Source organism: Gordonia sp. Swx-4, assembly GCF_030316175.1.
GTDB classification, from domain to species: domain Bacteria; phylum Actinomycetota; class Actinomycetes; order Mycobacteriales; family Mycobacteriaceae; genus Gordonia; species Gordonia alkanivorans.
Genome location: NZ_CP128197.1, coordinates 394,968 through 420,234, shown reverse-complemented (window position 1 = coordinate 420,234; position 25,267 = coordinate 394,968). Strand labels below are relative to the sequence as shown.

Genomic DNA, 25,267 nt, shown 5'->3' with positions numbered 1-25,267 from the left:
CTTTTCACCCGGTCACCGTCTGTAAGGAGGTCAGTCATGGGACTCGAGGAACGGCTCCCCAGCGGTTTCCTGCTGAGCACCGTCGAAGATCTCGCCGGCTTCATGCGCAAGGGTTCGCTGTGGCCGGCCACCTTCGGACTCGCCTGCTGCGCAATAGAGATGATGTCCACCACGTCGGGTCGCTACGACCTCGCCCGATTCGGCATGGAGGCCTTCCGTGCGTCTCCGCGGCAGGCCGACCTCATGATCGTCGCCGGCCGCGTCAGCCAGAAGATGGCGCCGGTGCTCCGGCAGATCTACGACCAGATGCCCGAACCCAAATGGGTTCTGGCGATGGGGGTCTGTGCATCGTCCGGCGGGATGTTCAACAACTACGCGATCGTCCAGGGCGTCGACCACGTCGTGCCCGTCGACATCTACCTCCCGGGCTGTCCTCCTCGTCCCGAGATGTTGCTGAACGCGATCCTCAAGCTGCACGAGAAGATCCAGGAGATGCCGCTCGGCGTGAATCGCGAGGAGGCCATCTGGGCAGCGGAACGCGCTGCCCTGCAGGCGACTCCGACCATCGAGATGAAGGGGCTGCTGCGATGACCGACCTGGGCATGCCCGACCCGAAACCGCCCGATCCCGAGGTCATCGGCGTCCGCCACGGACTGTTCGGCGCACCGGGCACCGGCGACACCTCCGGATACGGGGGTCTGATCGATCCGATCACCCTGCCGCCCAGCTCTTCTCGACCCTACGGCAGCTACTTCGACGAGATCGCCGATCTCCTGGAGGCCGAACTCGGCGACTCCTACGACGCCGCGGTCGAGAAAGTGGTCGTCTTCCGCGACGAGATGACCGTCCACGTCGCGCGAGAGCACCTCCCCGCCGTCGCGCTGACCCTCCGCAACGCACCCGGATTGCGCTTCGAACTGTGCCTGGGCGTCAACGGGGTCCACTATCCCGGCGACACCGACCGGGAACTGCACGCCGTCTATCCCCTCGCCTCCCTGACCCACAACCGGCGCCTGCGCCTCGAGGTGTCGGCACCCGACACCGATCCGCACATCCCGAGCCTCTGCGACATCTACCCCACCAACGACTGGCACGAGCGCGAGACCTACGACTTCTTCGGCATCGTCTTCGACGGCCACCGATCACTGACGCGTATCGAGATGCCCGACGACTGGGAAGGCCATCCGCAGCGCAAGGACTATCCGCTCGGCGGAGTGCCCATCGAGTACAAGGGAACCCGCGTCGACCCACCGGACCGGAGGAGGTCGTACAGCTGATGACCGACACAGCCACCGGATCGTCGAAACCCCGTTCCACGACGCCACGCGAGGAGACCCCGACCCGCACCTACACCGTCTCCGGACAGGACTGGGACTCCATCGTCTCCGACGTCCGCACCCGCGCCGAACAGCAACCCGGCGACGAGCGCATCGTCGTGAACATGGGCCCCCAACACCCGTCGACGCACGGCGTGCTGCGGCTCATCCTGGAGATCGAGGGTGAGACGGTCACCGAGGCGCGCTGCGGAATCGGCTACCTGCACACCGGGATCGAGAAGAACCTCGAGTATCGCAACTGGACGCAGGGCGTCACGTTCGTGACCCGGATGGACTATCTGTCACCGTTCTTCAACGAGACCGCCTACTGCCTGGGCGTCGAGAAGCTCCTCGGGATCACCGACGACGTCCCGGAGCGGGCCACCGTCATCCGCGTCATGCTGATGGAGCTGAACCGGATCAGCAGCCACCTCGTGGCCCTGGCCACCGGCGGAATGGAGCTCGGCGCCGTCACCGCGATGTTCCTCGGTTTCCGCGAGCGAGAACTGATCCTCGACCTCTTCGAGCTCATCACCGGCCTGAGGATGAACCACGCCTACATCCGACCCGGCGGCGTCGCGCAGGATCTGCCGCCCGACGGGCCGGAACAGGTCGCCAAGGTCGTCGCCCAGCTACCCGGCCGCCTGGACGAGCTCGGAGATCTGCTGACCGACAACTACATCTGGAAGGCGCGCACCCAGAGCGTCGGTTATCTCGACCTGACGGGCTGCATGGCTCTCGGCATCACCGGACCGGTGCTGCGGTCGACCGGTTATCCGCATGATCTGCGGAAGACGCAGCCGTACTGCGGGTACGAGACCTACGACTTCGATGTCATCACCACCGACACCTGTGACTCTTACGGCCGCTACCTGATCCGCGTCAAGGAGATGCGCGAGTCGATTCGCATCGTCGAACAGTGCCTGGAGAGGCTCCGGCCCGGCCCGGTCATGGTCGCCGATCGCAAACTGGCCTGGCCGGCCGATCTGGCCCTCGGTCCCGACGGTCTCGGCAACTCCCCCGAACACATCGCCAGGATCATGGGGACGTCGATGGAGGCGCTGATCCATCACTTCAAGCTGGTCACCGAGGGCATGCGCGTGCCGGCCGGACAGTGCTACGTCGCGGTCGAGTCCCCACGCGGCGAGCTCGGCGTCCACCTGGTAAGCGACGGCGGCACCCGACCCTATCGGGTCCACTTCCGCGATCCGTCGTTCACGAATCTGCAAGCGGTGGCGGCGATGTGCGAGGGCGGCATGGTCGCCGACGTGATCACGGCCGTCGCCAGTATCGACCCGGTGATGGGAGGCGTGGACCGATGACCGATCCCGTGTTCGTGGAGCTCTCCACCTCACCGCCCACCGAGGACGCCGCGCCGGTCTCAGGCACCCCGGCGCCGATCATCACCTTCGGCGGCCCGTCGGCGTACACGGCCGAGGTCACCGAACGTCTCGCCGAGCAGGCGGCACCGGTCATCGCGCGCTACCCGCAGTCGCGGTCGGCCCTTCTCCCCCTGCTTCATCTGGTGCAGTCCGAGGACGGCTACATCACCCGCGCCGGCGTCGAATTCTGTGCGGCGCAGCTCGATCTGACCGCCGCCCAGGTCGCGTCGGTGGCCACCTTCTACTCGATGTACCGACGCTCACCGACCGGTGAATACCTCGTCGGGGTGTGCACCAACACGCTCTGCGCCACTCTCGGCGGCGACGACATCCTCCGCGCGGTCTGCGACCACCTCGGTGTCCGGCCCGGGGACACCACCGCGGACGAACGCATCACGGTCGAACACGTCGAGTGCAATGCCGCCTGCGATTTCGCGCCGGTGGTGATGGTGAACTGGGAGTTCTTCGACAACCAGACCCCGGAGTCGACGATCGAACTCATCGAGGACCTCCGCGCCGGCGTCTCGGTCGAGCCCGCCCGCGGCACCGGGAGCGTGTGCTCCTTCCGTCGGACCGAACTCGAGCTCGCCGGGGCCGCGCCCTCGCCGGCCGACCCCCGACTCCCGACGGACCAGACGACCAGCGAACCTGCTGAACCCGAACCCCCGGACACCCCGGTGCTGTCCCGGCATTGGGACGAACACGAGTCCTGGTCCCTGACGAACTACCTGCGCCACAACGGATACCGCGGCCTGCGCACCGCGCTCGACACCCCACCCGACGACGTCATCGAGATGGTCAAGGCTTCCGGCCTCCGGGGGCGCGGCGGCGCCGGCTTCCCGGTCGGGATGAAGTGGTCCTTCATCCCGCAGGAGAAGTCCCCCGGCGCCGAGCCCTCGATTCCGCACTACCTCGTGGTCAACGCCGACGAATCCGAGCCCGGTACCTGCAAGGACATGCCCCTCATGCTCGCGACGCCGCACACCCTCGTCGAGGGGGTCGTCATCGCCGCGTATGCGATCCGCGCGCACCACGCGTTCATCTACGTCCGCGGGGAGGTCGCCTCGGTCCTGCGCCGTCTGCGTACCGCCGTGGACGAGGCCTATGCCGCAGGCTGTCTCGGGAAAGACATCCTGGGCTCGGGCTTCGATCTCGAGCTCGTGGTGCACGCCGGCGCGGGTGCGTACATCTGCGGTGAGGAGACGGCGCTCCTCGACTCACTCGAGGGCCGTCGGGGCCAGCCGCGCCTCCGCCCGCCCTTCCCGGCGGTCGCCGGCCTCTACGCCAGCCCGACCGTGGTCAACAACGTCGAATCGATCGCGAGCGTGCCGCCGATCATCCGGAACGGCGTCGACTGGTTCCGGTCCATGGGCACCGAGAAGTCACCGGGGTTCACTCTGTACTCCCTGTCCGGCCACGTCACTCATCCAGGCCAGTACGAGGCACCTCTCGGAATCACCCTCCGGCAACTGCTCGAACGCGCCGGCGGCGTCCGCGCCGGACACGAACTCAAGTTCTGGACCCCGGGCGGGTCGTCGACGCCGCTGCTGACGCCGGATCACCTCGACGTCCCACTCGACTACGAGGGCGTCGGCGCCGCGGGATCGATGCTGGGCACCAAGGCTCTCCAGATCTTCGACGAGACGACCTGTGTCGTCGGTGCGGTGCTGCGCTGGACCGAGTTCTACGCGCACGAGTCGTGCGGCAAGTGCACGCCGTGCCGGGAGGGCACCTACTGGCTGGTGCAACTACTCCATCGGCTCGAGCACGAGGGCGGCACCGCCGCCGACCTCGACACTCTCTCCGATGTCACCAACAGCGTCGTCGGAAAGTCGTTCTGCGCGCTCGGCGACGGTGCGGGCAGTCCGATCGTGTCCTCGCTCGAGTACTTCCGCGACGAATACCTCGCCCATCTCGATCACGGTTGCCCGTTCGACCACTCGCTGTCGACCGTCCTGGGTTCCGAGCCGATGGGAGACGCCCGATGACCCTCACACACGGCAGTGATCCGGCGACCCAGGCCGACAACCTGGTCGGCATCACCATCGACGGCGTCGAGCTCCGGGTACCCAAGGGCACCTTGCTGATCCGCGCCGCCGAACAGATCGGCATCACCATCCCCCGCTTCTGCGATCACCCGCTGCTCGACCCGGTCGGCGCCTGCCGCCAGTGCCTCGTCGAGGTCGAGGGTCAGCGAAAGCCCCTGGCATCGTGCACCACCACGGCCACCGACGGAATGGTCGTCCGGACACAGCTCAGTTCGCAGATCGCCGCGGACGCGCAGCGCGGCGTGATGGAGCTGCTGCTGATCAACCATCCGCTCGACTGTCCGGTGTGCGACAAGGGCGGCGAGTGCCCGCTGCAGAACCAGGCCATGTCGGCCGGTCGCAGCGAGTCCCGGTTCGACGGCGTCAAACGCACGTTCACCAAGCCGGTCCCGCTGTCCTCGGAGGTCCTGCTCGACCGGGAGCGATGCGTACTGTGCGCCCGGTGCACGCGGTTCTCCACACAGGTCGCCGGCGATCCACTCATCGAACTGGCGGATCGCGGTGCGCTGCAACAGGTCAGCATCTACTCCGACGAACCCTTCGACTCGTACTTCTCCGGCAACACCGTCCAGATCTGCCCGGTCGGCGCGCTGACCGGCGCTCAATACCGTTTCCGTGCACGGCCCTTCGACCTCGTCTCGACGCCGAGCGTGTGCGAGCACTGCGCGAGCGGATGCGCCCAGCGCACCGATCATCGGCGAGGCAAGGTGCTCCGACGCCTCGCCGGCGACGACCCCGAGGTCAACTCCGAGTGGAACTGCGACAAGGGACGGTGGGCCTTCGCCTATGCGACCGAGGCCGACCGCCTGACGTCTCCGCTGATCCGCGACCGGCACGGCGAACTGCGGGAGGCGTCGTGGGCCGACGCCATCCGCGTTGCCGCCGCGGGACTCTCGACGGCCATCGGCAACGTCGGCGTCCTCGCCGGTGGACGCCTCACCGTGGAGGACGCCTACGCCTACGCACGGTTCGCCCGAACAGTCCTGAAGTCGGACGACATCGACTTCCGTGCCCGGGTTCACAGCACCGAAGAGGCGTCCTTCCTTGCGAGCCGGGTGGCCGGGCGCGGTCTCGACACCACCTACGACGATCTGTCCGCCGCCCCGGCGGTACTCCTCGCGGGTTTCGAACCCGAGGAGGAGTCCCCGATCGTCTTCCTGCGTCTTCGCCGGGCGGTGCGGACGAACCGGCAGCGGGTGGCCACCCTGGCCCCGTTCGCGAGCCGCGGCGCACAGAAGCTCGATGCGCGACTGTTCCCCACCACGCCGGGCGCAGAGACGGAGATCCTCGCCTCCGACGAGGTGACCGACCATCTGCGCGAAGCGGGTTCGGTGATCATTGTCGGGGAGCGACTGGCCGGGGTTCCGGGGGGACTGCGGGCGGTCGCCGACCTCGCTGATCGCACCGGCGCGCGGATCGCCTGGATCCCGCGCCGGGCCGGTGAGCGGGGCGCACTCGAGGTCGGCGCGCTCGCCGGGCTGTTGCCGGGCGGTCGGCCGATCACCGACAGCGCGGCGCGCGGCGCGGTGTCGGAGGTGTGGGGCCCCGGCATCCCGACGCTGCCCGGTCGGGACACCACCGGAATCCTCGATGCGGCCCGCTACCACGGACTCTCGCTGATCGTCGCCGGCGTCGACCTCGATGATCTCCCCGATCCCGCGGCCGCGCAGGACGCACTGGCCGCCGCACCCTTCGTCGTGAGTCTCGAACAGCGGCAGTCGACGGTGACGCCGCATGCCGACGTGGTGTTCCCGGTGGGGACGGTCGCCGAGAAGGAGGGCACGTTCGTCGACTGGGAGGGCCGTCCGCGCAGTTTCACCGCCGCGCTGACCGAGTCGGGACAGATTCCCGACCATCGGGTCCTGGACGCACTCGCACGGCGGCTGGGCGTCGAACTGCGCTGCGATGGACCGCAGACCATCCACATGGACCTGCGCCGCATCGGAGCGTGGTCGGGTGAACGCCCGGCCGTCGTCGCCCATGAGCGTCCCCAACGCGCACCGGAGTCCGGCCAGGCCGTGCTCGCCACGTGGCACATGCTGCTCGACCTGGGGCGTCTGCAGGACGGTGAGCCGCACCTCGCCGGGACCGCACGCCCGCCGGTTGCGCGCATGTCTCCGACGACCGCCGCCGAAGCCGGGGTCGCGGTCGGCGGTCGCGTGCGGATCAGCACCGCCGACGGGGAGATCGCTTTGCCCGTCGAGTATGCCGAGATGCCCGACCGCGTCGTGTGGGTCCCGCTCAACTCTCCCTGCTCGCGAGTGCACGCCGACCTCCGGGCCCGGGCGGGCGATCTCGTCGCGCTGTCGCCGGCCTCGTCGGCGGACGTCGCCGGAGGTGTTCGATGACAACTCTCGCCACCGATTTCCCCGACCTCGCCGACTTCGGCCACGACCCCATCTGGCTCATCGTCGTCAAGGCTGTCGCCGTCTTCGCGTTCCTCGTCGTCAACCCGCTGGTCGCGATCCTGCTCGAGCGCAAGATCATGGCGCGCATGCAGACCCGGATCGGACCCAACCGCGTCGGGCCTCGCGGAATTCTCCAGAGTCTCGCCGACGGTGTGAAACTCGCACTGAAGGAGGGCATCATCCCGTCCGGCGTCGACAGGGTGATCTACCTCCTCGCACCGATCATCGCGGTAGTGCCCGCGGTGATGGCGTTCGCGGTGATCCCGTTCGGGCCGATGGTGTCGGTGTTCGGCCACGAAACCCCGTTGCAGCTCACCGATCTGCCGGTCGGGGTGCTCTATGTCCTCGCCGTGACCTCGGTCGGCGTGTACGGAATCGTGCTGGCCGGTTGGTCATCCGGCTCGACCTATCCCCTTCTCGGCGGACTCCGTTCCACCGCCCAGGTGATCTCCTACGAGATCGCGATGGGACTCACGTTCGCGGCGGTGTTCCTCGATGCCGGGACGATGTCGACCTCGGGAATCGTTGCGGCGCAGGAGCATCATTGGTATTTCCTGCTGTTGCTCCCGTCGTTCGTGATCTATGCGATCTCCATGGTCGGCGAGACCAACCGCGCTCCCTTCGACCTGCCCGAGGCCGAGGGCGAGCTGGTCGGCGGCTTCCACACGGAGTACTCGTCGCTGAAGTTCGCGATGTTCATGCTCGCCGAGTACATCAACATGGTGACGGTCTCGGCCCTGGCCACCACGATGTTCCTGGGGGGTTGGCAGGCGCCGTGGCCGCTGAGTGCCTTCGACTGGGCGAACTCCGGTTGGTGGCCCGTCCTCTGGTTCACCATCAAGGTCTGGGCGTTCCTGTTCGTGTTCATCTGGCTCCGGACCAGCCTGCCGCGGTTGCGTTACGACCAGTTCATGAACCTGGGCTGGAAGGTGCTCATCCCGATCTCGCTGACGTGGGTGATGGTCGTGGCGATCATCCGCGCCTCCATCGGCGACGACGCAGGCCTCATCCGGCCGCTCGTCTCTGCGGGCGCAGGTCTCGCGGTGACGGCACTGATCGCCTACGCGATCTGGCGGATGATGCGGGTACCGGATCTGCCGGAGGCCCCGGCCGAACCGGAGAGCCCGGCCGAGTTCGATCCCATGGCCGGAGGGTTCCCCGTACCGCCCATGCCGTCGACGGATTCCAGATCCCAGCCCGTCCGTATCGATCCCGAGCCGCCCCTTCCCGCCGATCAGACGCCGAGCAGGGAGACCACCGATGCCTGATTTCCTCAAACCGGTCAGTGGATTACGCGTCACCTTCGGTGGCATGTTCCAGCCGAGCATCACCGAGCAGTATCCCGAGGAGAAGCGGCCGACCGCGCCTCGCTATCACGGTCGGCACCAACTCAACCGTCATCCCGACGGCCTGGAGAAGTGCATCGGCTGCGAGCTGTGCGCGTGGGCGTGTCCGGCCGATGCCATCTACGTCGAAGGGGCCGACAACACCCCGGACGAACGGTACTCGCCCGGTGAGCGGTACGGCCGCGTCTATCAGATCAACTATCTGCGTTGCATCGGCTGCGGACTCTGCATCGAAGCCTGTCCGACCCGTGCCCTGACGATGACCAACGACTACGAGCTCGCCGACGACAACCGAGCCGACCTCATCTACGAGAAGGACCGACTGCTGGCGCCACTGGCACCGGACGTCGAACCACCACCGCACGCCATGGCGCCCGGTTCGACCGAGGAGAACTACTACCGCGGTGAGGTCACCTCCGACGGCCGGGTGACGCCGCTCCCGACACCGACGGTTCGCGAGGGTGCCCGGGAGCCGCGACCATGACGCCCGGGCCGATGACCACGACACTGGCCGACGAGGTGATTCGCACCTCGACCGGTGAGGCCGTGCAGTTCTGGGTGCTCGGAGTGATCGCGGTGGCCGGCGCGCTCGGCGTCGTCTTCGCCACCAAGGCCGTGTACTCGGCGATCTTCCTGGCCACCACGATGATCGTCCTCGCGGTCTTCTACGTGGCACAGGGTGCGCTGTTCCTCGGCGTGGTGCAGGTGGTCGTCTACACCGGCGCGGTGATGATGCTGTTCCTCTTCGTGCTCATGCTCATCGGCGTCGACTCCTCCGACTCCCTGAAAGAGACCCTGAGAGGGCAACGAGTCGCCGCGATGATCATCGGTGTCGGGTTCGGCGTCCTGCTGATCGCCGGGATAGGCAACGCCACCATCGCGGTCACCACCGGCGCGACCGCCCCCGGCGCCCTGGCCGACGACAGCGACTACGGTATCGAGGCCATCGCCGAGCTCATCTTCGTCCGGTATCTCTGGGCGTTCGAGCTCACCGGGGCACTGCTCATCGCCGCGACCCTCGGCGCGATGGTGCTGGCCCACCGGGAGAAGTTCGGTCCACGCCTCACCCAGAAGGAGCTGTCGCAGGCGCGATTCCGCAGCGGCATCAACATCACCCCGCTCCCGAGTCCCGGTGTCTACGCCCGGCACAACGCGGTCGACGTCCCGGCACGACTGCCCGACGGCAGTCCCTCCGACCTCTCGGTGAACGCCATCCTGGCCGCCCGCACCCTGCGCCAGAAAAATCCGCAGGCTCCGGAGAACCCGGGTGGGGCTCGATCATGAATCCGGAGAACTACCTCTACCTCGCGGCACTGCTGTTCACCATCGGGGCCGCCGGAGTGCTGCTGCGACGCAACGCGATCGTCGTGTTCATGTGCATCGAACTCATGCTCAACGCCGCGAATCTCGCCTTTGTCACCTTCGCCCGGATGAACCAGTCCTTCGACGGGCAGGTGATCGCCTTCTTCACGATGGTCGTCGCCGCGGCCGAAGTGGTCGTCGGGCTCGCCATCATCATGACCATCTTCCGATCGCGCCGCTCGGCGTCGGTCGACGACGCGGATCTGCTGAAGCGGTAGAGGAGGATTGGTGAACGCCGAACTGACCGCGTCACTGCTCTGGTTGGTCCCCGCGCTCCCGCTCGCCGGTGCGGTGATCCTCCTCCTCGGTGGTCGGACCACCGACCGCTGGGGTCATCTGCTCGGTACCGCCGCGGCGATCGCATCGTTCGTGGTCGGGCTGGTGATGTTCGCCGGGATGGTGTCTCGTCCCGCCGACGACCGCGGCGTGACCGACACCCTTTTCAGCTGGGTTCCGGTGGGAGAACTACAGGTGGACTTCGGTTTCCGCCTGGACCAGTTGTCCATGTGCTTCGTCCTGCTCATCACCGGCGTCGGATCGCTGATCCACGTCTACTCGATCGGCTACATGGCCGACGACCCCGACCGTCGACGATTCTTCGGCTACCTCAACCTGTTTCTCGCAGCGATGCTCGTCCTCGTCCTCGCCGACAACTATCTCGGCCTGTACCTCGGTTGGGAGGGCGTGGGCCTCGCGTCGTACCTGCTGATCGGCTTCTGGCAGTACAAGCCGACCGCGGCGACCGCGGCCAAGAAGGCCTTCGTGGTCAACCGCGTCGGCGACATCGGGCTGGCCGTCGCACTGATGATCATGTTCGCGACCTTCGGGTCGGTGGCGTTCACCGCGGTCTTCGACGGCGCTCCCCAGGCCGGCGAAGGAACCCTCACCGCACTGGGTTTCGTGCTCCTGCTCGCCGCCTGCGGCAAGTCGGCCCAGGTACCGCTGCAGTCGTGGCTCGGTGACGCCATGGAGGGTCCGACCCCGGTGTCCGCGCTGATCCACGCGGCGACGATGGTGACCGCCGGCGTGTACCTGATCGTGCGCTCCGGCCCCATCTTCGACCTGGCACCCACCGCCCAGGTCGGGGTCGTGGTCGTCGGTGCCGTGACGCTGCTGTTCGGCGCGATCATCGGTTGCGCCAAGGACGACATCAAGAAGGCGCTCGCGGCGTCGACGATGAGCCAGATCGGATACATGGTGCTCGCCGCCGGCCTCGGCCCGGCCGGTTACGCATTCGCGATCCTGCACCTCCTCACCCACGGCTTCTTCAAGGCCGGTCTGTTCCTCGGCGCCGGATCGGTGATGCACGGGATGAACGACGAGACCGACATGCGACGGTACGGCGGACTCCGCACACTCATGCCCGTCACCTTCGTGACGTTCGGGGTCGGCTACCTCGCGATCATCGGTGTCCCACCGTTCGCGGGCTTCTACTCCAAGGACCACATCATCGAGGCCGCCTTCGGCGCGGGCGGCGCGAAGGGTCTGATCCTCGGTGGTGCAGCGCTTCTCGGCGCGGGCATCACCGCGTTCTACATGACCCGCGTGATGCTGCTGACCTTCTTCGGCGAGAAGCGCTGGCACGACGGCACCGATGCCCCCGCACCGCACCCGGACGAGTCACCCCGGGTGATGACCGGGCCGATGGTCCTGATCGCACTGGGTTCGGTGGCTTCCGGTGGCCTGCTCGCGATCGGCGGTTCGCTCGAGCGCTGGCTCGAACCGGTGGTCGGCGAACACACCGCCCACCACCTGATCCCGGTCTGGGCGATGACCGCGATCATCCTTCTGGTCGTGGCGGTCGGCGTCGCGATCGCCTACCGGCAGTACGCCACCCGGCCGGTTCCCGTCGTCGCACCCGAGGACGTGTCGGTGCTGACCGTCGCAGCACGACGCGATCTGTACGGCGACACGATCAACGAGGAACTACTGATGCGTCCCGGGCAGCGCGTCACCGCCGGCCTGGTCGCCGTGGAATCCGACGGTGTCGACGGGCTGACGAGCGGGGTCGGCGAGACCGTGACCCGCGCATCACGCCGAATACGCGGGTGGCAGAACGGTTATGTACGGTCCTACGCGCTGTCGATGTTCGCCGGGACGACCCTGATCGTCGCACTCGTGATGGCGGTGAACGTGCTGTGAACATCCCCTGGCTGACGATCCTCTGGCTGGCCCCCGCGGTGGGCGCGGCCCTGGTCCTCGCGATTCCCGCGAGCCGTCCCGCGGTGGCCCGCTGGTTCGCCTTCGCGGTCACCGTCGGTGTTCTCGTCCTGGCCGTCGGTCTCGCGGTCGGTTTCGATCCTGCCGGGCAGCGATACCAGTTCACCGAGGACGTGAGCTGGATTCCGGCCCTGGGGACCCGGTATGCGTTGGGGCTGGACGGAATCGGATTGGTCCTCATCCTGCTGACCGCAGCTCTCCTGCCGTTGCTACTGCTGGCCGGCTGGCACGACGCCGACTCCGACGGTTCCCTGGACCATTCGGGTGGACGGGCACAGAAGGGCCCGCACATCTATCTCGCGCTGTTCCTCGCGACCGAGGCGATGGTGCTGATGAGCTTCGTCGCCCTGGACATCCTGCTGTTCTACATCTTCTTCGAAGCCATGCTCATCCCGATGTACTTCCTCATCGGCGGCTTCGGCACCGGCCCCAACCGCTCCGGTGCGGCGGTGAAGTTCCTGCTGTACAACCTGTTCGGCGGTCTGCTCCTGCTCGCGGCGGTGGTCGGCCTGTATGTGGTGTCCGCACAGAACGGCGTCGGGGCCGATGGCGGCGGGACCTTCGCACTGGGAGACATCGTGGCCGCGGTGTCGAGCGGACAGATCGACGACACCACCGGTCTCGCGAAACTGTTGTTCCTCGGCTTCATGTTCGCGTTCGCGGTGAAAGCCCCGCTCTGGCCGTTGCATTCGTGGCTTCCCGATGCCGCGGTCGCCGCCACCCCGACCTCTGCGGTGCTCATGATGGCCGTCATCGACAAGGTGGGGACCTTCGCAATGCTGAGGTTCTGCCTGCAGCTGTTCCCGGATGCCAGCCAGTACTTCGCCCCGTTGATCTGCGGGCTCGCGGTCGTGAGCATCATCTACGGCGCGATCCTGGCGATCGGTCAGACCGACGTCATGCGCCTGATCGCCTACACGTCCATCTCCCACTTCGGTTTCATCATCCTCGGCATCTTCGTGTTGACCGATCAGGGACAGACCGGATCGGCGCTGTACATGGTCAACCACGGACTCTCCACGGCCGCACTGTTCCTCATCGCGGGGTTCCTGGTGTCGCAGCGGGGCAGTCGCCTGATCGCCGACTACGGCGGTGTCCAGAAGGTCGCCCCGGTCCTGGCCGGGACCTTCCTCGTCGCGGGTCTCGCGACCCTGTCGCTGCCCGGACTCGCCCCGTTCATCAGCGAGTTCCTGGTCCTCATCGGCACATTCACGCGCTACCCGATCGCGGCCGTCCTCGCGTGCTCGGCCTTGGTGCTCTCCGCCATCTACATCCTGTGGACCTACCAGCGGATGATGGGCGGACCGGCCAGGCCCGACGACGAGCGGTCGACGCCGATACGCGACCTCGCCGGCCGCGAGCTGGCCGTCGTCGTCCCGCTTCTCGCCCTGCTCATCGCCCTGGGGGTCTATCCCAAGCCGATGATCGACCTGATCGATCCGGCCGTGCAGAGCACGCTGACGACGGTCGGGGTCACCGATCCCGAACCCGCGGTGGCGGACCCCGCCCATGACCGGCCCGCCGGCTCGACCCCTGTCGCGGAGGCTCACCGATGACCACGTCTCTCGTCGCCCTGAGCACGACGCCGCTGGCCGCGATCGAAGCCCCGAGCGTCGAGTATGCGGCGCTGTCCCCCATGCTGATCGTGTTCAGTGCGGGAGTCATCGGGGTCCTCGTCGAAGCCTTTGCCCCGCGCAGGTTGAGGTACGCACTGCAACTGGCACTTTCGCTGGGCGGCCTCGTCGTCGCTCTCGCCGCGCTGGCCACCGTCACAACCGCACAGACCGCGGACGGCGCGAACGGTCAGTTCGCGATGTCGGGGGCCGTCGTGATGGACCGCCCGACACTGTATCTGCAGGGACTCCTGCTGATCATCGCGATCATCGCGGTGGGTTTCATGGCCGAACGGCGGCTCGAGCGGGTCGTCGCGCCGGTCACCATGCGTACTCTCGCCGGCGCCGAGGTCGGCGACGATCAGTCCGGCAGGACAGGTCTGAACGGCGGTGGAGTAGACGCGGACATGTTCACGCCGTCCGGTGCGTCGGTGCCCAACACCGACGCCGAGTTCGAGGCGACCCGTGCCGGGGCCGTGACGACCGAGGTGTTCCCGCTGGCCCTTCTCGCGGTCGGCGGCATGATGCTGTTCCCCGCCTGCGGCGATCTGCTCACCATGTTCATTGCGCTGGAGGTCTTCTCGCTGCCGCTCTACCTGCTGTGCGGACTGGCGCGGCGTCGTCGGCTCATCTCGCAGGAGGCGTCGCTCAAGTACTTCCTGCTGGGCGCCTTCTCGTCGGCCTTCTTCCTGTTCGGTGCGGCATTCGTCTACGGCGCGACCGGCTCGCTGAACCTGTCGACGATCGGAGCGTCGCTCACCGATGTCGCCGGTACCGGCGGCGACACCACGCTGGCGCTGATCGGGCTCGCGATGCTGGCCGTCGGGCTGTTGTTCAAAGTCGGTGCGGTTCCGTTCCATTCCTGGATTCCCGACGTCTACCAGGGCGCCCCGACCCCGGTCACCGCGTTCATGGCATCGGCGACCAAGGTCGCCGCATTCGGTGCGCTACTGCGCGTCTTCTACGTCGGTTTCGGTGCGCTGCGCGATCAATGGGAGCCGGCGCTGTGGGCAGTGGCGATAGCGTCGATGGTCATCGCGTCGGTGATGGCGGTGACCCAGAACGACATCAAGCGCATGCTCGCCTACTCGTCGATCGCGCACGCCGGTTTCATCCTGCTCGGCCTGATCGCCTTCGACGACGCCGGTCTCGGCGCAACGCTCTTCTACCTGGCGGCCTACGCGTTCACGACGCTCGGCGCCTTCGCCATGGTGGCGGTGATCCGCGAACCCGACTGTGACACGACAACTTCGGACACGACAACTTCGGATACCAGCACTTCGGCACGCACGGCCGCGATCCACGGCACCGCGGCGACGGTCCGCAACCCGCACTTGTCCGGCCGCGAGGCCACCGACCTCACCCAGTGGTCGGGTCTCGGCCGTCGGTACCCCTTGGTCGGCGCCATGTTCGCGGTCTACCTGCTGTCCTTCGCGGGCATCCCGCTGACAAGCGGTTTCATCGCCAAGTTCGACGTCTTCGCCGCAGTCGCCGGCAACGGCGGCGGAGTCCTGGTGGTCATCGGCGTCATCAGCAGCGCGATCGCCGCCTACGTCTACATCCGCATCATCGTCGCCATGTTCTTCGACGACGTCCCCACCCACGACGCACCGCACGTCGTGAAGCCGAGCATCCTCACCACCACGGGCATCGCGATCTGCACCCTGGTCACCGTCGTACTCGGCATCTTCCCGCAACCGCTGCTCGACCTCGCCGACGCGGCCGCGACGTTCCTGCGCTGACCGTCGCAGCCTCTCCCCTTTTCCGTATACCCGCCCCCGCTCGACGGGGTGGGTATACGGAAAAGGGGTGGGTTGCGAGGCCGGTCGACGCCGCCGTGCCATCCTGGAACCCGTGGATCTCGTCAGGCACCTGCGGTTCTTCGTCGCCGTCGCCGAGGAAGGCCACTTCGGGGACGCGGCTGCTCGGCTGGAGATGACGCAGCCACCGGTGTCGCAGGGGCTGAGACGCCTGGAGAAGGAGCTCGGGGTCCAGCTGATCCGACGCACCTCCCGCGGCGCCGAACTCACCGACGCGGGCCGCGACCTGCTGCCCCGCGCACGTCTTCTCATCGACGACGCAGCGCGGTTCCTCGGTGAAGCCCGACACCTTCACGACGGATCCGAGGTGCTGCGTTGGGGTGCAGTGCCTCTCGCCGGTGCCGCGGCGATTGCGGCAGTCGCACAACGTCTCGGTGACGTGTCCTCCGGCCAGGAGATGCTGAGCGCAACTGCGGTGAGTCTGGTCGAGCAGGTATCCGCGGGCACGCTCGACCTCGCGATCGTCGACGCTCCCTGTGTCACTGGCACTCTCACCACCGGTCCGATCGTCGTGTTTCGGCGCCACGTGGTCGTACCCGCAAACCATCCGGTGACCACCACGGTGCGTCCGCGGTTGCGACAACTGGCCGGACTCGACCTCTGCCACCAATCGCGCGCGGCGAATCCACCCGCACATGATCAGCTGATCGACCGCCTCCGCGAATCCGGGCTCGATCCACGCATTCTGCCCATCTCGTCGTCCGAACACCTGGTGGCCGCCGTCGCCGGCAGCGGAGCCTTCGGTCTGACCGCCGACGCGCAACGCCTTGCATCGCTGGACTCCATAAGCTGCCTGCCCATCGGGCGTGACGCAACAGCACTTCGACTCCGCGTCGTCTACCGGGAGTCTGCGCTCGGCGAGGTGGCCGACGTGGCGACGGCCGCACTGTGGAAGATCAGCAAGGCGACCGGGTGACCGTCGGCCCGGGTGAGCTGCCTGCCCACGTGAGAGATCGGATCGACCGCAACGTCGCCGAGATCCTCGCCGACGCCGGCTGTTCCGGCTGGCTTCATGCGACGACGATCGGCTCGCCCCAGATCAGCTACTCCTACGACGCCGACGCACCGGTCGTTCTGGCATCGGTCTACAAGCTCGCTGTCCTGATCTCGTTGTGCCGCAGCGCAGATCGCGGAGAGATCGACCTGACCTCGCCGGTGACCGTCGATCCCACCCGGTGGGCGCAGGGACCGACGGGCCTGGCCACGCTGCGCGACCCGATCACCCTGAGCCGACGCGATCTCGCCACCTCGATGATGACCGTCTCCGACAACGTGGCCGCCGACGTCCTCCTCGACGAGATCGGGCTCGACCGCGTCCGAGAGGACCTCATCGGCCTCGGTGCCACGAGCACGCGCATCGTCGGAGGGGTCGCAGAACTGCACGAAAGACTCCAGCGCGAGACCGGAACGAGCACGGTGGCAGAGGCTTTCGCCGCACTCGCCGACCCGGACAGCGACACCACGGTGAGCGCCTACGACGCCGCCTATACGAGTTCGTCCACGCCCCGGGACTGCTCGACGGTCCTGACCGCCGTGTGGACCGACCGCGCGGCGTCGGCCGAGATGTGCGCGTTCATCAGGGACACCATGCGTCGTCAGGTCTTCACCTCCCGACTGGCGTCGGGCTTTCCGTTCCGACGGGTCACGGTCGCGGGCAAGACGGGCACTCTGGTCGCGATCCGCAACGAGGTCGGCGTCGTCGAGTTCCCCGGCGAGCTCCCGGTGGCCGTTGCGGTCTTCACCAGGAGTGCACGGTCGGAGCCTGCATTGCCGCAAGTCGACCGCGCGATCGGCGAGCTGGCCCGGACCGTCGTCACGGAGCTCCGCATTCCTCGGGAATGACGCCGTCCACCCGGTGTGATCTGGGCTGATACTGGTTCGCTATCGCTTGATCGCGCGTTGTGACTTTGCATCGGGGCACTCCGGTCGGTTGTCTGACCACATGCGTCGGTGGTTGGTGATCCTGAGCGTTCTCGCGGTTCTGGTCGGCACGTTGTCGGGGTGTTTCCTCACGAAGGACTCGCCTGAGGACACCCTGCGGTCGTTCGCGGAGGCACTCCAACGGGGTGACGTCGACGCGGCCGCCGGACTCACCGACAACCCGGCCGCCGCGCGCACCACCATCAAGTCGATCTTCGAGGGCATGGGCTCCACCCCGAAGCTGTCGGTCACCCCCGACCTCGTCGATGACAAGAAGGTCACCGGGACTCTCGACCACCAGTGGCAGATCCGGAACGGGAACACCGCCTATCAGACGTCGGTCATCCTCACCGAGACCGATTCGGGCTGGCGTGTGCGGTGGCAGCCCTCCGTGATGCACCGGCAGCTCCGCGACGGACAATCCTTCTCCTACAGCGACGACCGCGCCTACCGCACCCCCGTACTCGACACCAACGCCCGCCCGCTGATGACATGGCAAGCCGTGACGCTGATCGATCTCGAACGGGCACAGCTCGCGTCGGCCGGTCAACTGGCGCGCGCGCTCCGGCCGATCGAACCGTCGATCACCACGGCAACCATCCGAAAACTGTTCGACGGCAACAAAGCCCCGAGCCAGACCGTGATCAGGTTGCGCGACAGCGATCTCGAACGTGTCCAGCGCAGCCTCAGGTCGATCGCCGGCATCACGACCACCGAGCAGGGCGCACTCCTCAGTGCCACCAAAGCTCTCCACTCCCCCGCGATGGCCGGCCTTGAGGACATCTGGCGAAGCGCGATCGACGCCACAGCCGGGTGGTCGATCCAGATCGTCGACAAGGACGGCGCACCAACGCATCTCGTTGACTCAGCTCAACCTGGCGAGACGTCTCCGGTCCGCACCTCACTCGATCGCGACATCCAGGCCCAGGCGCAGCGGGCCGTCGACCGGGAACGACGCCCCGCGATGATCGTCGCGATCACCCCCTCGACCGGCGGAATCGTCGCCGTCGCCCAGAACGACGCCGCGGACCGCTCCGGCGCAGTCTCCCTGACCGGGTTGTATCCGCCGGGCTCGACCTTCAAGACCATCACCACCGCCGCAGCCCTGGCGTCCGGCGGGGTGCAGCCGACATCGCAGGTCCCGTGTCCGGGACGGACGACGATCGAGGGGAGGACGATCCCCAACGAGGACGAATTCGATCTCGGAACCGTCCCTCTACCAACGGCTTTCTCGCGCTCCTGCAACACCTCCATGGGTGCGCTCGCAAACAAGCTCCCCGCCGACGCGTTGACCTCGATGGCCCGCAGGTTCGGCATCGGCGCCGACTACACCGTTCCGGGCCTGACCACCGTGACCGGTTCCGTACCGAACGCCGACACCCCCGCCCTGCGCGTCGAGAACGGCATCGGCCAGGGCACAGTCACCGTCAGCCCGTTCGGCCTGGCACTGGCCGAGGCGAGTCTCGCGCGAGGTGAGACCGTCACCCCGACGCTGGTCGAGGGACGAGGAACCACCGGCGACACCGAACCCCAGCCGATTCCCGACGATGTGGTGCGCGCGCTGCGAAGCATGATGCGCGACACCGTCACCCGCGGAACCGCCACCGCGCTGCAGGACATCCCTGGCCTGGGCGGCAAGACCGGGACGGCTGAGTACGGCGACAACAAGAACCCGCACGGCTGGTTTGCCGGCATCGTCGGCGACCTCGCCTTCGCGACGCTGGTCGTCGGCGGCGGATCGTCGGCGCCCGCAGTTCAGGTCAGCGGCGAGTTCCTGCGGCCGCTGAGCAACTAGTTCAGCTTCTTCCTTGACCGATGCATCCCGATCGGTTCAGATGAACACATGAGCGACGAACTGTTCGAACACGAGACCAAGACCACGCTGACCCGCGAAGAGGCGGCGCAGCGGCTTCACGAACTCGCCGACGCGATCGCCCGGCACAACGAGGTGTCGTACGTCGAGAACAACAAGACCGTGCGTATCGACATCCCGGCGCAGGTGAAGCTGAAGGTCGAGTTCGAGCGCGGCGAGGACAAATCCGAGATCGAGATCGAGATCTCCTGGTAGTTGGATCTACAGGACCAAGACGCGGGCCGGTGACGGGTTGTCACCGGCCCGCGTCTTCGTCAGATCTGGCCGAGCTTCTCCATCACATCGAGGGCGACGTTCGACGTCTGGAACAGAGCATTGATCTCGGCCACGGTCACGCCGCGGGTTGCCGGATTCTGCAAGCCGAAACTGTTGACGAGTGCAGCGGTCCGGGTCGACTGGAAGAGGAGCGTCGTGGCCTGGCTGTCGCCGATCAGGTCGCCGACGAACCATGCGGTGAAGAGCGGCCCGAGGTCGACACCGTAGGTGCGCTTGACGTCCTTGACGATTGCCGGCGTGGCGTCGACCAGCGCACCGCCGAAGGTGTAGAAGTCCCGGGTGTGGCCGACGGTCGTGTCGATGTTCTCCAGCGCGTACGGGAAGTCGACGAGGAGATGGGCGAAGATCTGCCCGAGCAGGACCCGTCCCGGGCTGCGGTCGCACGCGGTGGTCAGAGCGAACGCCTGCGCCCAATGCGCCTGCGGCTTGCCGCCGATGACGTACTCGTGGAGGTTCCCGACGTAGAGGCGGACTACCTCCACCGCGAGATCCGAAGCCCACTCCGGGTGCTCGTAGATTCCGGACTCGATGCTGGGTCCGACGAGCTCGAGGATGTTGTCGAAGGCGATCGGGAACGTGCCGAGATAGTTGTTCGACTTGCTGAGCTCACTACGCAGGTCTCGCTGATCGTGGAGCGTGCATCGTCAAAGGTCTTGATCTCGGACGGATCGGTCAGTTCCGAGAGCCGCTGCGTCGTCTCAGGGGTCGAGGCGGGGGCACAGCGACTCGCGGGAGCAGCGTTCGCCGCCGGGGCCAGTACTCCGGCACCACCGACGAGGACAGCGACTGCTGCGAGGCCCGCACAGAGGGCGCGTCTGGCATTCATGCCGACGGAGCGTAAGGAGCTTCTCAACCGAACCAAACGGCTGTGAAGCCGGTGGACTCAAATCTTCTCGCCTTAGGTAACTAGGTCCCGGCACCCACACGCCATAAGTCCACTTATCCTCGGGACCAAAGTCCCATAGGGCGCGCGATCTCGTGCCAAATTAGGGCAAACGTCCTGGTCGGCGGCTTCTGTTTGCCTTGTCGAAGGCCGTCGTTCACCGCTGCCATCGTCTGTACGGGTCGGTTAGGCGATGCCGAGTTGTCGGGCGACCTGGGGTCCGCCGACCTCCCGCACGAACTCGGGATCACCGCAGACCACCAACTCATCACGGGCCCGCGACAATCCGACGTAGAGGCGTTCGCGAGACCGGTCCCACGCCTTCGTCTCGTTGAGCGCCAGCACCACGACGCGCCGTTCCAGCCCCTTGAACCCGAGGACGTGACCGTAGAAGACCTGCTCGCCGTCCCAGAACGACTCCCAGTACTCCTTGGTGCCCTCGGCCTGGCGCGCCTTCTGTTCGGCGTGGCGACTCCCGGTGGTCAGCAGCGCGATGTCCTCGGGACGCCATCCCTTGTCGAGCAACGGGTCGATCTGGTCGTCGGCGACGTCGACCGCCTCTGCTGCCGTGCACGGCACGAAGGTCACCGCCGGACCATCACCGCCGTGTAACTGCATTCGCTGTCCGACAAGCGGTTTGAAGGTCTGGGCGATCTGTTTGGTGTTACGCAGATTATGGTCGAGGACCAGCGGCACCAGGTCCACCGGCGGCGATCCCTGCCGGGCGAAGACACGTTGCGCCTCGTCGCTGAACACGTAGATGCCGCCGGACTCGGTGTCACGCAGGCACGCGAGCATCGGTTTCCACCAGTCGTCGGCGAAGTCCTGTGCCTCGTCGACGACGATCGAGTCGAAGCGCTTCCCCGGCGGGAGTTCCTGTGCGAGTTCGTCCATCAGTTGCGGCAACGTGTGTTCCCAGAAGTCCTGCGCCGCTTGGGTTCGTTCCTGTTCGTCGGGGCCGGTGGGCGCACCCCATTCGATGCCCAGCTCGTGGAACTCGCCGACGTACGCGGGCCGTTCCTTGTGTTTCCACGTGCCGGTGAGTCGACGGAGGAACGACGCCAGCCCGTGTGAGTAGCAGACGAGGGCAACCCTCTGCCCGTCCTTCGCAAGGCGTCGTGCCTGTTCGACGGCAAGGAATGTCTTCCCGCTGCCGGCACCGCCACGCACCTCGACGCGATTGAGCTGATGGATCGCACGGAGGATCACTGCCTGGTGGGAGGTGAGCGTGTCGGCGACGCTCTCGTTCTCCAGAGCACGGGCGACAACATCTCGTTGCGGTAAACCCCTGCCGCTCAGCGCGAGTCGAAGTCGACCGATCCCCTCGGCATCGATCCCGGGAACCTCGACGTCCTTCTTCAGCAGGACGTTCCGGATCAGGGGCATGAGCTGGTGGAGTTGGGTGCGGTCGACGACCTTCCATCGCGGGCACTCGGGAAGTGCGAAGGTGGAATCCACCTCCGAGTGCGGGAACACCACCACGTGATCCCATCGCACCCGCCCCTGCGTCCACCGGGGATCATGCTCGACGAAATCACGCAGCGAGTAGCAGCCGTCCCTGACCTGTGCGACCGGGTCGATCCGCTTCGGAGCCTGCCCGATGCGCTCCTGCCACCACGACTCGCCGTCGTGCCACACGTCGCCGCCCTTGACCTCGACACACACGACCCCGGCGCCCTCGATCGCGACGACGAAGTCGATCTCGTGATCCTTCGAGTGGTCGGTGACCCGCTGCCCTACGACGAGCAGGTCCTCGTCCAGGAGCTGCTCGTTCAGCGCGTTGAAGACGACTTCCTCGCTCGCCGCCGCGAACCGCGGGTTCTCGGGGATCACGCTCGGCATGGCGGGATCTTTCTTCCCAAGCCCCCACCAGGGGTGTCGTCCGTAGTCACTGGTCACCCTCGTGTCGTCGGTAGCCGGCCTTGCCGCAGGCTACCGCGCGGTCGCGACATGCCCGCCGCACGACCGGCAGGCAGATCTCGATTCCTTCGTTCGAACCAACTGAACGCATAGGTGGGCGCGGGTGCCCCTACGCGCCCAATCGTTCGGGGAGCGCCAGGCCGTTCGCTCCGCCGTGAAGATCGGCGAACCGAACAACTGCTGACCGGCCGGGCCGATCATCATGCTCCGGTTGCGGACCGCCGCCAAGACTTCGGCTCAGGATGACGCTGACTGGTGATCGCGGCGTCGTCGCCGGATAGCTTCGGCGAAGATCGACATTCTTCGCGAAGGAGCACCATGACCGAGACCGCCACCCGCCTCAACGACGTCGACATCGCAGTTGTCGGTCAGCTCGTCGAAGCCATCCGGGCCGACGACACCAAGGCTCAGACGACCTGGGCTGCTCACGTCCAGTGGAATGGCGCGTTCGCTTCCGAAGCCCGTGTCCGCAACTTCTCGCCGGTGGCATCCGACGAGCCGGCCGCGCTGGGCGGCGGCGACACGGCACCCAACCCGGTCGAGCAGCTCCTCGGTGCGCTCGGCAACTGCCTCGCGGTCGGTTACGCCGCCAACGCCACGGTGGCCGGCGTCGAACTGAAGGATCTCCGCATCGACCTCAAGGGCGACATCGACCTTCGCGTCTTCCTCGGCCTCGCCGAAGGTCACGCCGGTTTCAACTCGATCACCGCGAACGTCACCATCGACTCCGACGCCCCGCGCGAGAAGCTCGACGAACTGCACGCAAAGGTTCAGGCGAGCTCTCCCGTCGGCCATACCCTCGGCAGCGCAGTGCCGGTCGAGATCGTCTTGAGCTAGTTCCCGCGGCCTCGGGCTCGGCGACCGTTCGGCCGGGACCTGAAAGACGTTCGGCGAGCGCGCTTCTGCGTGTTCGCCGACCGTTCCTTTGAGTGGCTTCCAGATCACGTTGCGATCGGTGCCGCTTTCCGCGACAAGACGCAATCTGTAATTGCAGACCCGTCGCCCAAGGTGAGCGCAACTTACACAGTCAGTCACTCCGGGGTCGCCTGCTCGTCGAATAGAATGCGACCGTGCCGCATCCCACCGACCCGCTCGCCCTCGGGCAGCAACTGGTGGCGATCATCGAGGGTGGCCGGCGCACAGCAACGTACAAGCTAGCCGTCCTGATGGCTCTGCTCGACCTAGCAGTTGAATCCGTGCCCGACAACCCGGACGCGGCTGTCGACGTCGACCTGGATGATCTGACCAGCCGAGTCATCGAGCTGTACTGGCGCCAGATGCGACCCCTAGACGGCCATCTCCTGCGACAGTCCGCCGACGGGCGAGGAGTCATCTTCGATGCAGTCTCGGATTTGCGGGCCAAGGCCACGACTCACCGGACTCAAGGCCTCGATCTCGTTGTCGCACACGAGTCAGAGCGCTACAGGGCGACGCATGCCGTCGTCAAACGGACGCTGGTGCGGTATCCGTTGAAGCTTCTTCAGAACCTCACCTCGGGCGGCGAGCAGGATCGCTTCCTGTACGACGACTCCTGGATGGGTACGGACTCGCAGGGAAGAGTGGCTGACCACGGCAACAAACTGACGCTGTTCCCCGGCGTATGCGTGACTCTCGCGCGCCTTGCACCGTTGCTGAAGCCGGCCTTCCAGCTGGCGTGGGTCGATGACGTTCGAAGGATGAACAAGAACCTCCTCGACGAGGGTCCCGATCTCGCCCACCACCTGTTCGGTGCGGATCGTGTGTCCTTGCAGCGAGCCGGTGACGCGCTCACGGACCGGTTTGGCCGTGCCTGCTTCTACTGCGACACAATGCTCTACCGCCAACGCCACGTCGACCACGTTCTGCCGTGGTCGCGGGTCGGCATCGACGGGCTCGCGAACCTCGTTGTCTCGTGCCAGGGCTGCAACTCGAGCAAGTCAGACCGGTTGCCCGCGCCCGCGCACGTCAAACGCGCACTCAACCGAGGCCGGGATACGCTCGACGGTCTCGCCGCCGAGATCAATTGGCCCAGTCAGTACGACCGAGTGCTCGCTGCCGGTCACGGACTGTACTCGACCCAACCAGCCGGAACGCCGATCTGGCAGGGACGCAACCACATAACGTCACTCGGCCGCGTCGACATCAACTGGTTCGGGTAATCCCACCGGAACCCGCGGAGGCGAGCACGTGCCCGCACACCACCACGACGGCGCTGACTCCCGCGGCCACCGCGAAGACAGACCAGAGCGCAACCTTCACCAACAGCGCACCGACCAGGGCACCCACCAGAATCGTCACGATCGCAGCCAGCCGGCGGTTCAGGATCGTGGCCCGGCTGGGCCGGGCGAACATGTCGATCGCCCAAGCGGTGATCGTCGAGGTGACGACGACGGTGGTCACGTCTGCGACACCGATGTTGCGCGCCACGGCGGCCTGCATGCCCATCGCACCCGCCGTCATCCCGATCGCGAACATCACTGCGACGTGCTCGGTCGGCTGCAGCCAGACCAGGACCGAGGTGCCGGCGACCAGCGATGCCGACACCACCAGCACCGCGGTCAACCGCGGACTCCATCCACGCCGCCCCGAACGTAGGAACAGGCTCGCGATCCCGGCGCCGACGATGAACGCAATCAGGGCGAGGGCCAGCGAGAAGACCGGCAGTCCGTCGGCACCGGCCGCACCCATACCGAGGATCAGCACGTTGCCGGTCATGTTCCCGAGGAACACGGTGTCGAAGCCGAGAAAACCGCCCGCGTCGACCACGCCGGTCGCGAACGTGAGCACGAGCATCAAGGCGAGATTGCGCGTCGCCTCACGGTCGACGCCGACATCGGGGGGCCTCTCACTCATCGCCACGCGCGGCTCCTTCGGGCCCGGACTTCCGCCGGCGACGCTACG

General features: G+C 66.9%; 21 protein-coding genes. 18 read left to right on the top strand and 3 right to left on the bottom strand.

Annotated features, from left to right (window positions below):
* Positions 1–36: 36 nt before the first annotated feature.
* From PWF70_RS01830 to PWF70_RS01755, 16 genes are all read left to right on the top strand, one after another.
* Positions 37–591 (top strand): NuoB/complex I 20 kDa subunit family protein, encoded by a 555-nt coding sequence (locus PWF70_RS01830; protein ID WP_035754381.1) that lies wholly within the window; start codon positions 37–39, stop codon positions 589–591.
* Positions 588–1,277, top strand: coding sequence for an NADH-quinone oxidoreductase subunit C (locus PWF70_RS01825; protein ID WP_006358934.1), 690 nt, complete (start codon positions 588–590; stop codon positions 1,275–1,277). The genes PWF70_RS01830 and PWF70_RS01825 overlap by 4 nt, the downstream gene beginning before the upstream one ends.
* Positions 1,277–2,638: an NADH dehydrogenase (quinone) subunit D gene (nuoD, locus tag PWF70_RS01820; RefSeq protein WP_075863547.1), complete on the top strand. Its 1,362-nt coding sequence runs from the start codon at positions 1,277–1,279 to the stop codon at positions 2,636–2,638. Before PWF70_RS01825 ends, nuoD begins: the two co-directional genes overlap by 1 nt.
* On the top strand, positions 2,635–4,686 hold the full coding sequence (gene nuoF, locus PWF70_RS01815; protein ID WP_075863546.1) for an NADH-quinone oxidoreductase subunit NuoF: 2,052 nt from the start codon (positions 2,635–2,637) through the stop codon (positions 4,684–4,686). The genes nuoD and nuoF overlap by 4 nt, the downstream gene beginning before the upstream one ends.
* Positions 4,683–7,094 (top strand): NADH-quinone oxidoreductase subunit G, encoded by a 2,412-nt coding sequence (locus tag PWF70_RS01810; RefSeq protein WP_075863545.1) that lies wholly within the window; start codon positions 4,683–4,685, stop codon positions 7,092–7,094. The genes nuoF and PWF70_RS01810 overlap by 4 nt, the downstream gene beginning before the upstream one ends.
* Positions 7,091–8,422: an NADH-quinone oxidoreductase subunit NuoH gene (gene nuoH, locus PWF70_RS01805; protein WP_006358930.1), complete on the top strand. Its 1,332-nt coding sequence runs from the start codon at positions 7,091–7,093 to the stop codon at positions 8,420–8,422. The genes PWF70_RS01810 and nuoH overlap by 4 nt, the downstream gene beginning before the upstream one ends.
* On the top strand, positions 8,415–8,984 hold the full coding sequence (nuoI, locus tag PWF70_RS01800) for an NADH-quinone oxidoreductase subunit NuoI (protein WP_006358929.1): 570 nt from the start codon (positions 8,415–8,417) through the stop codon (positions 8,982–8,984). The genes nuoH and nuoI overlap by 8 nt, the downstream gene beginning before the upstream one ends.
* Positions 8,981–9,784, top strand: coding sequence for an NADH-quinone oxidoreductase subunit J (locus PWF70_RS01795; protein WP_006358928.1), 804 nt, complete (start codon positions 8,981–8,983; stop codon positions 9,782–9,784). The genes nuoI and PWF70_RS01795 overlap by 4 nt, the downstream gene beginning before the upstream one ends.
* Positions 9,781–10,080 (top strand): NADH-quinone oxidoreductase subunit NuoK, encoded by a 300-nt coding sequence (gene nuoK, locus PWF70_RS01790; RefSeq protein ID WP_006358927.1) that lies wholly within the window; start codon positions 9,781–9,783, stop codon positions 10,078–10,080. The genes PWF70_RS01795 and nuoK overlap by 4 nt, the downstream gene beginning before the upstream one ends.
* 10 nt (positions 10,081–10,090) lie before the next feature.
* A complete protein-coding gene (gene nuoL / locus PWF70_RS01785) occupies positions 10,091–12,004 on the top strand; it encodes an NADH-quinone oxidoreductase subunit L (RefSeq protein WP_006358926.1) in 1,914 nt (637 codons plus the stop codon).
* Positions 12,001–13,638: an NADH-quinone oxidoreductase subunit M gene (locus PWF70_RS01780; protein ID WP_042377081.1), complete on the top strand. Its 1,638-nt coding sequence runs from the start codon at positions 12,001–12,003 to the stop codon at positions 13,636–13,638. The genes nuoL and PWF70_RS01780 overlap by 4 nt, the downstream gene beginning before the upstream one ends.
* A complete protein-coding gene (gene nuoN, locus PWF70_RS01775; RefSeq protein ID WP_042377080.1) occupies positions 13,635–15,437 on the top strand; it encodes an NADH-quinone oxidoreductase subunit NuoN in 1,803 nt (600 codons plus the stop codon). Before PWF70_RS01780 ends, nuoN begins: the two co-directional genes overlap by 4 nt.
* 112 nt (positions 15,438–15,549) lie before the next feature.
* A complete protein-coding gene (locus PWF70_RS01770) occupies positions 15,550–16,431 on the top strand; it encodes a LysR family transcriptional regulator (RefSeq protein WP_035754480.1) in 882 nt (293 codons plus the stop codon).
* The gene (locus PWF70_RS01765) at positions 16,428–17,357 is read left to right on the top strand and encodes a serine hydrolase (protein WP_006358922.1); all 930 of its coding nucleotides are present in this window, start codon (positions 16,428–16,430) and stop codon (positions 17,355–17,357) included. The genes PWF70_RS01770 and PWF70_RS01765 overlap by 4 nt, the downstream gene beginning before the upstream one ends.
* A gap of 100 nt (positions 17,358–17,457) precedes the next feature.
* Positions 17,458–19,230 (top strand): penicillin-binding transpeptidase domain-containing protein, encoded by a 1,773-nt coding sequence (locus PWF70_RS01760; RefSeq protein ID WP_035754369.1) that lies wholly within the window; start codon positions 17,458–17,460, stop codon positions 19,228–19,230.
* Positions 19,231–19,278: 48 nt separating this feature from the next.
* Entirely contained in the window at positions 19,279–19,503 is a 225-nt protein-coding gene (locus PWF70_RS01755) for an amphi-Trp domain-containing protein (protein WP_286352819.1), read from the top strand.
* A 59-nt stretch (positions 19,504–19,562) separates the two neighbouring features.
* Here the strand turns inward: PWF70_RS01755 and PWF70_RS01750 are convergent, their stop codons facing one another.
* Both PWF70_RS01750 and PWF70_RS01745 read right to left on the bottom strand, forming a co-directional pair.
* The gene (locus PWF70_RS01750) at positions 19,563–20,153 is read right to left on the bottom strand and encodes a DUF5995 family protein (RefSeq protein ID WP_230461980.1); all 591 of its coding nucleotides are present in this window, start codon (positions 20,151–20,153) and stop codon (positions 19,563–19,565) included.
* Between the two features lie 500 nt (positions 20,154–20,653).
* Entirely contained in the window at positions 20,654–22,309 is a 1,656-nt protein-coding gene (locus PWF70_RS01745; RefSeq protein WP_035754366.1) for a nuclease-related domain-containing DEAD/DEAH box helicase, read from the bottom strand.
* A 396-nt stretch (positions 22,310–22,705) separates the two neighbouring features.
* Here PWF70_RS01745 and PWF70_RS01740 point away from each other — a divergent pair, with 396 nt between their 5' ends.
* Entirely contained in the window at positions 22,706–23,224 is a 519-nt protein-coding gene (locus PWF70_RS01740) for an OsmC family protein (RefSeq protein ID WP_035754364.1), read from the top strand.
* A 233-nt stretch (positions 23,225–23,457) separates the two neighbouring features.
* Positions 23,458–24,525, top strand: a complete 1,068-nt coding sequence (locus PWF70_RS01735; protein WP_035754362.1) for a DUF8808 domain-containing protein — start codon at positions 23,458–23,460, stop codon at positions 24,523–24,525.
* Here the strand turns inward: PWF70_RS01735 and PWF70_RS01730 are convergent.
* Positions 24,509–25,225 (bottom strand): YoaK family protein, encoded by a 717-nt coding sequence (locus tag PWF70_RS01730; RefSeq protein ID WP_081724856.1) that lies wholly within the window; start codon positions 25,223–25,225, stop codon positions 24,509–24,511. The genes PWF70_RS01735 and PWF70_RS01730 overlap by 17 nt on opposite strands.
* Positions 25,226–25,267: the final 42 nt, after the last annotated feature.